Raw genomic sequence first — 11,621 nt, 5'->3', positions numbered from 1 at the left:
TCAGGATTTGGGCCATGCACGACCCCGCTTCGAAACCGCCCTTCGACCCCTCGATTCACGTCTCGCCGAACAATCCCTGTCCGTTCCTGCGCGGCCTCGTCGGCGAAGGCTTCGTCGAGGGCGGCACCGTCCCGCTCAACACGCTGTCGCAGACCATCGCCAATGCGAGCGGCGAGACCGGGCTGAAGAAGGTCTCGGCCCGCATCCAGGTCCGCGGCGTTGCGATGATCGCCAACGGCATCAAGCATATCCTGAAGAGCATCGTTTCGGGCGCGCAGCTCGACGCGCTGCGCGGGGGGCCACTGGACAAGCGCGGCGCCGGCTCGCGCATCCTCGGCGTCGACGGCAAGATCAACGAGGACGAGATCGCGCGCCTTGCCAGCTTCGGCCGGACCTACACCGACCCGAACACCGGCAACAGCGAGCCCGGCCTCAACGCCGCGGAAATCAAGACCTTCATGCGCGACAATCTCAAGCGCGCCGGCAGCGCCGCACGCTGGTACTACCCGCTGCTGATGAAGTTCGAATGGCCCGTCCTTTTGAAGATCATCGGCAAGGGCAAGCCGGGTGAAGAGCCTTATCTCAGCGTGGCCGACGTGCGCACGATGTTCGAACAACGCCAATTCCCCGACCGTATCAACCAGCGGATCGTGTCGCAGCCGCTGCTGTCGTCCTGTCAGCTCCGCTTTCGCTGGGCGGTCGCGCTCACGGCCGTTGTCATCGGCGTTGGCCTCATCGCCTTGGTCGCCGTCGCCGAATTTCCCAATCAGGTTCGCGCCATGCTGCCCCAGAAGGGCGTGCTGGTGAATCTCCTGCCGCCGCCCCTGCCCGCGATGCCCGAAACCAAGGCTGCCTATTGGCTCGAGCAGAACTGGTCGCTGAAGGACCGGCACTGGTTCCACCACGCCAGCCAGGGCACCGCGACGTTCCCGGTGCCCTATGAGTGGTTTGTGGCGCTGGAGCAGCCGCAGCTTCATCTGTTCTCGAAGCCCGGCATGATCAAGGACAGCGCTTATCTCGAGCGCTTCGGCTTCATCCCGAGCCCGCAATCGGTCCAGGTCGACACGGCGACGCTGCGCCGGTTCGGCTACGCCAATGTCTACGAGACAACGCAAGCGTCGGATTGGTCGACGCGGTGGACGCCGGTGGAGAACGTCGACGGCCTGCCCGTCGGCTTCGCGCGCATGACCGACGTCGCCGATCCCGCGACGGGTCGGCGCGAAGAGGACAAGATCGGGCTGACCTGCGCCGCCTGTCATACCGGCCAGATCCACTATCAGGGCGTCGACGTCCGCTTCGACGGCGGCCCGGCGATGACCGACCTGAAGAAGCTCGAGCTCGCAACGGGCCTGTCGATCGCCTACACGCTGTACGTCCCGTTCCGCTTCCAGCGTTTTGCCGATCGCGTGCTCGGCCCCGACGCCAGCAAGACAGACCGCGCCGCTCTCAAGCAAAGGCTCAGCGCGATCGGCAGCTTCCTGATCGACTGGGCCAAGAACTACGAAAAGACGATCGAGGCCAAGAAGACCTGGGACGGCAAGCAGCAGCAGGACACCGAGGAAGGGTTCGGCCGCCTCGATGCCCTCAACCGCATCGGCAACCAGGTGTTTTCGCAGGATCTCGCGCTGAGCGGCGTCAAGGGATTCGAGAAGAATTTGCACGCCCAGGACGCGCCCGTGAGCTACCCCGCGATCTGGACGGTGCCGTGGTTCAAGTTCGCCCAGTACGACGCCTCGATCGAGCAGCCGCTGATCCGCAACGCCGGCGAAGCCCTCGGCGTGACCGCCCTGCTCAACCTGTCCGACGCCTATCCGGCGGACAGGCTGTGGCGCTCCTCGGTCAACATCAGGACGCTCGGCTGGATCGAGGACATGCTGAGAGGCCCCGATCCATTCAAGGCGGCTGATACCACTACGGGTCCGAAGTTCGGCGGCCTGCTCGCACCGAAATGGCCCTCGCACATCCTCGGCGACGCCTGGAAGCTGAAGTCAGATCGGGTCGAGCGCGGCCGCGCCATCTACGCGGAGATGTGCTCCGGATGCCATCTGCCTGATATCAACAGTCCGGCCTTCTGGTCGTCGAAGCGCTGGGAGCCGAGCGGCGACAGCAAGGTGCTGAATGCGGTGACGATCCCGCTCGACGAGATCAAGACCGATCCCGAGCAGTCCCTCGTTCTCAGCAAGCGGACCGTCGACGTGCCCGGCTTCCTGAAGGTCAACACGGCCGACCTGCAGACATGGTGGCAGTGCCAGATCCCGACCGCGAGCGCTTCGCCCAACGAGATGGTCTACGCGCTCGGCCTGATGACGGTGGTCGATCTGGTCGCCCGCAAATGGATGGACGACGAGGACATCCCGGAGGCCGAACGGGCGCACATCTGGAATCTCGCGCGCAAGAACTGTCTCAATCCGGCGCCCGATCCGCGCTATCGCGCGCGGCCCTTGAACGGCATCTGGGCCACCGCGCCTTACCTGCACAACGGCTCGGTGCCGTCGCTGTACTGGCTGCTGAAGCCACAGAACGAGCGCCCGCAGAAGTTCTGCATGGGCCGCCGCGACTATGACCCCGACACCGTCGGTTTCGCAGTCACCGCCAACGAGCGCTGCAAGACCGGTGAAACGGAGTTCTCCGCGACGGGCTCCGACGGCAAGCCGATCCAGGGCAACAGCGTGCTCGGCCATTCCTTCGAGCGCAAGGACGGCGAGCCGAAGCGCCCCGGCGTCATCGGCCGCATGTTCAAGGACGACGCCGAGCGCTACGACCTGATCGAGTATCTGAAGACGCTGTAACGCACCCGTACTTCGTCATTTGCGAGCGAAGCGAAGCAATCCAGACTGTCTCCGCAGAAACAGCCTGGATTGCTTCGTCGCAAGAGCTCCTCGCAATGACGGAGAACGAGGATTCTCCCCCTCGTCGCCGCCCTCACTTGAACAGCGGCGTGCCCGGCACGAAGGCGTCGAAGGCGGCCCAGAACTGGGCGCGGTAGCGGTCCTGCTCCTGGAGGATCTCGTGCTTGGCGCCGGCGATCACGAGATGGGAGCCGGCGCGCAAGTGATAGGCGAACTCCTCGATCGCCGCGGTCGAGACCACGGCGTCGTTGGAGGCCGCCAGCATCAGGATCGGCTGGCGGATCTGCGAGGGGTAGTTCACGCGCTTGAAGGTGTGCATGGCCCGGAAGGCGGTATCAGCCCAGGCGACCGTCGGCGAGGCCAGTCCGAGCGTCGGGTCTTCCTCCAGGATCGCGGCGTTGCGCGCGTAGCGGACGGGATCGCTGGTCAGGGGATTGTTGATGAAGGGTTCGAGCCCCGTGAGGCGGTCGCTGCCGCCGGGAACGTAGCGGCCGCCCTGCCCGAGCAGGCGCATCGTCTTGAGCAGCGCACGCACCGGCAGCGAGGTGGTGCGCCCGGGCAGGTCGATCATCGGCGCGGACAGCACCATGCGGTCGAACCAGCGCTTGCCGGCATGGGCCACCCGCAGCAGCACTGTGCCGCCCATGGAATGGGCCAGCGCGAAGAACGGCGGCGGGCAATCCGGCAGCACCACCTGCTGCACGAAGGTCTCGACGTCGATCTCGAAATCGGCGAAGTCGCGCACATAGCCCTTGCGCGGATCGCGCAGGCGGCGCGACGAGTGCCCCTGCCCGCGCCAGTCGATCATCGCCACCGCAAAGCCGCGGTCGCGCAGGTCGCGCACGGTCTCGAAATACTTCTCGATCTGCTCGCTGCGCCCGGTGAAGACGCAGACCGTACCCTTGCGGTTCGCCGGCGGCGCCCAGCGCGCAAAGCGCAGCTCGACGCCATCAGGGGTCTTGATGGTGCCGCTGACGACGTTTTCGGGGACCGGATTGGCGGGAATCGAGACCAGCGTCATTTGGGCGTGCTTGGGCGGGAAGTGCTGCAATTCAAGGGGCCAAAGCGCCGAAAAGGCGCCTGTCCCGCCCTCTTGAACGCCGTCTCGTTCCACCCATATCACCTTCGTGCAGGCCGCTACCAGTGTTTCGGAACCGGAACATCAGGCTGCACACAGACTAAAGCCCGGCCCGATTGGCGGGCGGGTTACCAACAGTCGCTCAATGGAGGACTTGACCATGCGTAGCTACGATCTCACTCCGTTCTATCGTTCCACCGTCGGCTTCGACCGCCTCTTCAACCTGCTCGACCAGGCCAGCTCCGACGGCAGCCCCGGTTATCCCCCCTACAACATCGAGCGCACCGGCGAGAATGCCTACCGCATCACCGTTGCGGTCTCGGGCTTTGCCAAGGATGAGCTCTCCATCGTCGCGAAGGAAAACACGCTGACGATCAAGGGCGAGAAGGTCGCGAACGAGAACTCGAAATCCGAAGTGCTCTACCGCGGCATCGCCGCGCGTGCCTTCGAGCGCGCCTTCCAGCTTGCCGACTTCGTGCAGGTGAAGGACGCCTCGCTTGAGAACGGGCTGCTTCACGTCGACCTCGTCCGCGAGATTCCCGAGGCCAAGAAGCCGCGCCAGATCGCGATCAATGCCGGCGCCAAGGCGCAGGTGATCGAGAACTCGGCCGCGCAGGCCGCCTAACCGGGCAACCAACCCAAACGACTTCCAGGTTGCGAAAACGCCCCGGTGCCCCGGGGCGTTTTTTTGCACTGCATCACAGAACGGTGAAGGCGTAACGCTGCTGCCTCGCGCGCCGTCCTTTGGGCATCGACCCCAAACAAGACGGAGAAAGATCATATGTCACTCTGGCGCAGCCTTTTCGTCGCCGCGAGCCTTTTGGCGGCTCCCCTCAGCCTTGCTCATGCGCAGACACCGCAGACGGTGAAGGCGAAGAACGTCGTGCTGGTGCACGGTGCCTGGGCCGACGGCTCGAGCTGGTCGGAGGTGATCCCGATCCTGCAGGCTGCAGGCCTGCATGTGACGGCCGTGCAGAATCCGCTGTCCTCGCTCGAGGACTCCGTCGAAGCGACCAAGCGGGCGCTGGCCGAGCAGGACGGGCCGACCGTGCTGGTCGCGCATTCCTGGGGCGGCACCGTGATCAGCCAGGTCGGCACCGACCCGAAGGTCACCGGCCTCGTTTACGTCGCCGCACGCGCGCCTGATGCGAACGAGGATTTCGTCGCGCTGTCGAAGCAGTTTCCGGCCGGGCCGGCGCGCGCCGGCATCGTCGAGCGCGACGGCTACACCAAGCTCTCGGAAGAGGCCTTCCTGAAGTACTTCGCCAACGGCGTGAAGCCGGAGCAGGCCAAGGAGCTCTACGCCGTGCAATGGCCGACCGCGGCCTCGATCTTCGCCGGCCGCACCACGGAGGCGGCCTGGCGCTCCAAGCCGAGCTGGTACGCGGTGTCGAAGAACGACTACACCATCAACCCCGATTTCGAGCGCTTCCTCGCCAAGCGCATCAACGCCACCACGATCGAGCTCGATGCCGGCCACCTCTCGCTGGTGTCGCACCCGAAGGAGGTGGCGAATCTGATCCTGGATGCGGCGGGGTATCCGCGGAGCTGACGCGCAGTCATTTCATGCAAAAGCGCCCGAGGGGTTCTCGGGCGCTTTCCGTTTGCTGACGCCTAGTCCAGCCCCTGCGCGGCGGGCATGTCCTGCGTCGGCAGGATCGTTGGGGCCAGCTTGGCCTGACCGACGGTCGGCGCGGCAGCTTGCGGTGCGGCCTCGGCCGGCTTGGCTTGCACCACGGCAGCTTGCTGCGCGGGCTGGGCCTGCACTGCCTGCATCTCGGCGCGCCGCGGGGCGGGCTTGGGCAGCGGCACGGCGCGGCTTGCCACATGCGGGATCGAGGCCGGCGGGCGCGGCGGACCGCTGCGGATCGCGGTCGGCGGCGGCAGCGCGGTTTGCGGCCCGTAGGGCGCGACCCGGCGCTCGTCATAGGCCGGCGCCATGCCATAGGCATCAGCGGCGGGCATGAAGCGGATGATCCGCCCGTCGCGGGCGTCGATCACCAGCCGGCCATCGTCGCCGCTTCGGTCGATCACCGCGATGGTGTAGACGCTGCCGCGCAGGCGCGGAATGCCGAGCGGCGAGAAGCCGTTTTCGCGGAGCACGGCGTAGACCTCGGTCGGCGGCAACACGGCCAGCGCCGGGCCGCGTTCCTCGTAGCCGTAACCGTAGCGCGGCGGCGGGGCGGCCTCCGGCGGGGCGTAGGGCCCGTCGAAATCCGACACCGCGATGACGGCCCCTCTGGCAATACCGCTCGCGGGAACCTGGGCATGCCCCGCACCGGCAGCCAGCGCCAGCGCGGCGGCCGCCACACATCCTGTGAAAAACTTCATGATCGAGACGCTCCTGTCAGGCCCTCCGGCGGCCGCCCTCTTTCGCTTCTCGCGCCGTGGCGCGCCTTCCGAAGGGTTGATCCGAAGTTTCATTGGGGATTTCGGCGCCGCCGGGGCCGGATCAGGGCGCGTTTGCCTCAAAACCGGGGCCGCAACTTTTGGAAAGCGATTGATTGACTTTTGCGGAATCGGGACTTCCGCGCGCTTGTGTGCTAGACAAAAATTTGGCAAGGTGATGGTTAGGACAGGAAGACTGTCTCATTTTGCCTGCGGTTCCGGCATAGGGATTGCAGCGAGAACTGGTGCTCTCGAGCGCCGGCAAGGTACCAGGCAAAGCCGTTCTCGGGGACGAAGAACGCCTAGGCCTGAATTTAAGAAAATGCGGCTCGCAGAGGACGAGCGGTGGCCCAGGATCGGGTGCCGCGGGACGCCGAAGGTGCGCCGAAGATGGCGGTGAGGCAGCTTGCCGCATGGAGAGGACAGGAACAATGAACGGGTCGCAATTCGAGCGCGCAAACATCGTGGCAGAAGAGCTGTCGGCGACGGTCGCCTCGAAAACGACCGATCCGATCACCTCACCGCTTCAAGAGCACAATTCGCGCCCCAAAGCCGAAGGCCTGTATGATCCGAGCCTGGAGAAGGATTCTTGCGGCGTCGGCTTCATCGCCAACATCAAGGGCAAGAAGTCGCACGAGATCGTCTCGGACGCGCTGAGCATCCTCTGCAACCTCGAGCATCGCGGCGCCGTCGGCGCCGATCCGCGCGCCGGTGACGGCGCCGGCATTCTGGTGCAGATCCCGCACGCCTTCTTCAGCCGCAAGGCTGGGGAGCTCGGCTTTACGCTGCCGCCCCCCGGCGAATACGCCATCGGCGCGCTGTTCATGCCGCGCGACACCGCCTGGCGCAACGTCATCAAGAGCATCATCGCCGACCAGATCAAGGAAGAGGGCCTCACCCTGCTCGGCTGGCGCGACGTGCCGACCGACAATTCCTCGCTCGGCGTCACCGTGAAGCCGACCGAGCCCGCCTGCATGCAGGTGTTCATCGGCCGCAACGGCACCGCCAAGACCGAGGACGAGTTCGAGCGCCGGCTCTACATCCTGCGCAAGTCGATCTCGCAGGCGATCTACCAGCGCCGCGACCGCGGCCTTGCCGGCTATTACCCGTGCTCGATGTCCTGCCGCACCGTGATCTACAAGGGCATGTTCCTCGCCGACCAGCTCGGCAAGTACTATCCCGATCTGCACGAAAAGGATTTCGAGAGCGCGCTGGCGCTGGTGCATCAGCGCTTCTCGACCAACACCTTCCCGGCGTGGTCGCTGGCGCATCCCTACCGCATGATCGCGCATAACGGCGAGATCAACACGCTGCGCGGCAACGTCAACTGGATGGCGGCGCGCCAGGCCTCGGTGAGCTCCGAGCTCTACGGCAAGGACATCAACCGGCTGTGGCCGATCTCCTACGAGGGACAGTCGGACACCGCCTGCTTCGACAACGCGCTCGAATTCCTGGTGCAGGGCGGCTACTCGCTGCCGCATGCCGTGATGATGATGATTCCGGAGGCGTGGGCCGGCAATCCCTTGATGGATGAGAAGCGCCGCGCCTTCTACGAATATCATGCCGCGCTGATGGAGCCGTGGGACGGCCCCGCCGCGATCGCCTTCACCGACGGCCGTCAGATCGGCGCCACGCTCGACCGCAACGGCCTCAGGCCCGCGCGCTATCTCGTCACCAAGGACGATCGCATCGTCATGGCGTCCGAGATGGGCGTGCTGACGATCCCCGAGGACCAGATCATCACCAAGTGGCGGCTGCAGCCCGGCAAGATGCTGCTGGTCGACCTCGAGCAGGGCCGCCTGATCCCGGACGACGAGATCAAGGCCGAGCTCGCCAAGAGCCATCCCTACAAGGAGTGGCTGGAGCGGACCCAGATCGTGCTGGAAGAGCTGCCGAAGGTGCCGACCACCGGCGTGCGCTCGAACCTGTCGCTGCTCGATCGCCAGCAGGCATTCGGCTACAGCCAGGAAGACATCACCATCCTGATGACGCCGATGGCGGCCACCGGCGAGGAAGCCGCGGGCTCGATGGGCAACGACACGCCGATCTCGGCGCTGTCGGACAAGGCCAAGCCGCTGTTCACCTACTTCAAGCAGAACTTCGCGCAGGTCACCAACCCGCCGATCGACCCGATCCGCGAGGAGCTGGTGATGAGCCTCGTCTCGATCATCGGGCCGCGGCCGAACCTGTTCGACCTGCAGGGTATGGCCACCACCAAGCGCCTCGAAGTGCGCCAGCCGATCCTGACCGACGCGGACCTGGAAAAGATCCGCTCGATCTCGGAGGTGGCGGAGTCGCACTTCAAGTCGCGCACGCTGGACACCACCTTCCACGCCGGTCTCGGCGCGGCCGGCATGGACCAGGTGCTCGACGAGCTCTGCGCGCGCGCCGAAAGCGCGGTGCGCGAGGGAGTCAACATCATCATCCTGTCCGACCGCATGGTGGGCACCGACCGCGTGCCGATCCCGGCACTGCTGGCCTGCGCCGCCGTGCATCATCATTTGATCCGCGTCGGACTGCGCACCTCGGTCGGTCTCGTCGTCGAATCCGGCGAGCCGCGCGAAGTGCATCATTTCGCGTGCCTTGCCGGCTACGGCGCCGAAGCGATCAATCCGTACCTCGCGTTCGAAACCATCATTGCGATGAAGGACCGCCTGCCCGGCTCGCTCGACGACTATGAGATCGTCAAGCGCTACATCAAGTCGATCGGCAAGGGCCTGCTCAAGGTGATGTCCAAGATGGGCATCTCGACCTACCAGTCCTATTGCGGCGCGCAGATATTCGACGCCGTCGGCCTCAAGGCCGACTTCGTGTCGAAGTTCTTCGCCGGCACGCATACCCGCGTCGAAGGCGTCGGCCTCGCCGAGATCGCGGAAGAAGCCGTGCGCCGTCATGCCGACGCGTTCGGTGAGGCGCAGGTCTACAAGACCGCGCTCGACGTCGGCGGCGAATATGCCTATCGCAGCCGCGGCGAGGACCATGCCTGGACTGCCGAGTCGGTGTCGCTGCTGCAGCACGCCGCACGCGGCAATTCGCAGGAGCGTTACCGCGCCTTCGCCAAGATCCTGAACGAGCAGTCGGAGCGCCTGCTGACGCTGCGCGGCCTGTTCCGGATCAAGAGCGCGGAGGAGGAGAAGCGCAAGCCTGTGCCGCTCGACCAGGTCGAGCCGGCCAAGGACATCGTCAAGCGCTTCGCCACGGGTGCGATGAGCTTCGGCTCGATCTCGCGCGAGGCGCACACCACGCTCGCGATCGCCATGAACCGGATCGGCGGCAAGTCGAACACCGGCGAAGGCGGCGAGGAAGCCGACCGCTTCAAGCCGATGCCGAACGGCGATTCCATGCGCTCGGCGATCAAGCAGGTCGCCTCGGGCCGCTTCGGCGTCACCACGGAGTATCTCGTCAACTCCGACATGATGCAGATCAAGATGGCGCAGGGTGCCAAGCCCGGCGAAGGCGGCCAGCTGCCCGGCCACAAGGTCGATGCCACCATCGCCAGGGTGAGGCACTCGACGCCCGGCGTCGGCCTGATCTCGCCGCCGCCGCACCACGACATCTACTCGATCGAGGACCTGGCGCAGCTCATCTACGACCTCAAGAACGTCAACCCGACGGGCGACGTTTCGGTCAAGCTGGTCTCCGAGATCGGCGTCGGCACGGTGGCCGCGGGTGTCGCCAAGGCGCGCGCCGACCATGTCACCATCGCGGGCTTCGAGGGCGGCACTGGTGCATCGCCGCTGACCTCGATCAAGCACGCCGGATCGCCGTGGGAAATCGGGCTCGCCGAAACCCACCAGACCCTGGTGCGCGAGCGGCTGCGCAGCCGCATCGTGGTCCAGGTCGACGGCGGCTTCCGCACCGGCCGTGACGTCGTGATCGGCGCGCTGCTGGGCGCCGACGAGTTCGGCTTCGCCACCGCGCCGCTGATTGCGGCCGGCTGCATCATGATGCGCAAGTGCCACCTCAACACCTGCCCGGTCGGCGTCGCGACCCAGGATCCGGTGCTGCGCAAGCGCTTCACCGGTCAGCCCGAGCACGTGATCAACTACTTCTTCTTCGTCGCCGAAGAAGTCCGCGAGATCATGGCGAGCCTCGGCTTCCGCACCTTCAACGAGATGGTCGGCCAGGTTCAGCTGCTCGACCAGACCAAGCTGGTTGCGCATTGGAAGGCCAAGGGCCTCGATTTCTCCAAGCTCTTCGTCAAGCAGAAGGAGGAGAAGGGCCAGAAGATCTATCACTCCGAGCGCCAGAACCATCATCTGGAGGCGGTGCTCGACCGCTCGCTGATCGAGCAGGCAACGCCTGCGCTCGACCGCGGCGCGCCGGTGAAGATCGAGGCCGCGATCAACAGCACCAACCGCTCCGCAGGCGCGATGCTGTCCGGCGCGGTCGCCAAGATCTACGGCCATGCCGGCCTGCCGCACGACACCATCCATGTCAGCCTCAAGGGCACCGCCGGCCAGGCCTTCGGCGCCTGGCTCGCCCACGGCGTCACTTTCGAGCTCGAAGGTGAAGGCAACGACTATGTCGGCAAGGGCCTCTCGGGCGGCAAGATCATCGTCAAGCCGCCGAGGAACTCGGCCATCGTGCCGGAAGAGAGCATCATCGTCGGCAACACCGTGATGTACGGCGCGATCGAGGGCGAGTGCTACTTCCGCGGCATCGCCGGCGAGCGTTTTGCCGTGCGTAACTCGGGCGCGGTCGCCGTGGTCGAGGGCGCGGGCGATCATTGCTGCGAATACATGACCGGCGGCATCGTCGTCGTGCTCGGCAAGACCGGGCGCAACTTCGCGGCCGGCATGTCCGGCGGCATCGCCTACGTGCTCGACGAGGCCGGCGATTTCGACAAGCTGTGCAACCTCAGCATGGTCGAGCTCGAGCCGGTGCTGTCGGAGGAGCTGATCAACGCCGGCACCTACAACCATGCCGGCGACCTCGAGGCGCATGGCCGGGTCGACGTGTTCAAGAACCTGCTCGCCTCCGACGTCGAGCGGCTGCACGTCCTGATCTCGCGCCACGCCAAGGCGACCGGCTCCAAGCGCGCCGCCGAGATCCTCGCCAATTGGAAGGAATGGCTGCCCAAATTCCGCAAGGTGATGCCGGTCGAGTACCGGCGCGCGCTGCGCGAAATGGCGGCCAACGCGGACGCCGAGCCGAAAATCGCGATCGGGGCGTAGGGCATCACATCCCGTCATTGCGAGCACAGCGAAGCAATCCAGAAACTCTCCGCGGAATCAGGCTGGATTGCTTCGTCGCAAGAGCTCCTCGCAATGACGGCGAGTAAGAAACGGAACGAACTTAAGCGG

6 protein-coding genes are annotated in these 11,621 nt (G+C 65.7%); 4 read left to right on the top strand and 2 right to left on the bottom strand.

Annotated elements, in window-relative coordinates; genetic code table 11:
- Positions 1-14 precede the first annotated feature (14 nt).
- Positions 15-2,789 carry a di-heme-cytochrome C peroxidase gene (locus AB7M16_RS23525; RefSeq protein WP_453945366.1) on the top strand — a complete coding sequence of 925 codons (2,775 nt, stop codon included), beginning with the start codon at positions 15-17 and terminating at the stop codon, positions 2,787-2,789.
- Positions 2,790-2,922: 133 nt separating this feature from the next.
- On the opposite strand, the gene AB7M16_RS23520 is transcribed toward AB7M16_RS23525, so the two are convergent.
- Positions 2,923-3,870, bottom strand: coding sequence for an alpha/beta fold hydrolase (locus AB7M16_RS23520; RefSeq protein WP_172784992.1), 948 nt, complete (start codon positions 3,868-3,870; stop codon positions 2,923-2,925).
- Between the two features lie 217 nt (positions 3,871-4,087).
- On the opposite strand from AB7M16_RS23520, the gene AB7M16_RS23515 reads away from it, so the two are divergent.
- The gene (locus tag AB7M16_RS23515; protein WP_035997846.1) at positions 4,088-4,552 is read left to right on the top strand and encodes an Hsp20 family protein; all 465 of its coding nucleotides are present in this window, start codon (positions 4,088-4,090) and stop codon (positions 4,550-4,552) included.
- A gap of 156 nt (positions 4,553-4,708) precedes the next feature.
- Positions 4,709-5,479, top strand: a complete 771-nt coding sequence (locus tag AB7M16_RS23510) for an alpha/beta fold hydrolase (protein ID WP_453945365.1) — start codon at positions 4,709-4,711, stop codon at positions 5,477-5,479.
- Positions 5,480-5,541: 62 nt separating this feature from the next.
- Here AB7M16_RS23510 and AB7M16_RS23505 read toward each other — a convergent pair whose 3' ends face one another.
- Complete coding sequence (locus AB7M16_RS23505) at positions 5,542-6,258, bottom strand: hypothetical protein (protein WP_453945364.1); 717 nt, start codon at positions 6,256-6,258, stop codon at positions 5,542-5,544.
- Positions 6,259-6,746: 488 nt separating this feature from the next.
- Between AB7M16_RS23505 and gltB the strand changes: the two genes are divergently transcribed.
- A complete protein-coding gene (gltB, locus tag AB7M16_RS23500) occupies positions 6,747-11,492 on the top strand; it encodes a glutamate synthase large subunit (RefSeq protein WP_453945363.1) in 4,746 nt (1,581 codons plus the stop codon).
- Positions 11,493-11,621 lie beyond the last annotated feature (129 nt).

This window comes from Bradyrhizobium sp. USDA 372 (assembly GCF_053629095.1).
Note: the sequence above shows the minus strand (reverse complement) of the source record. Positions and strands in the feature narration are given on the sequence as shown.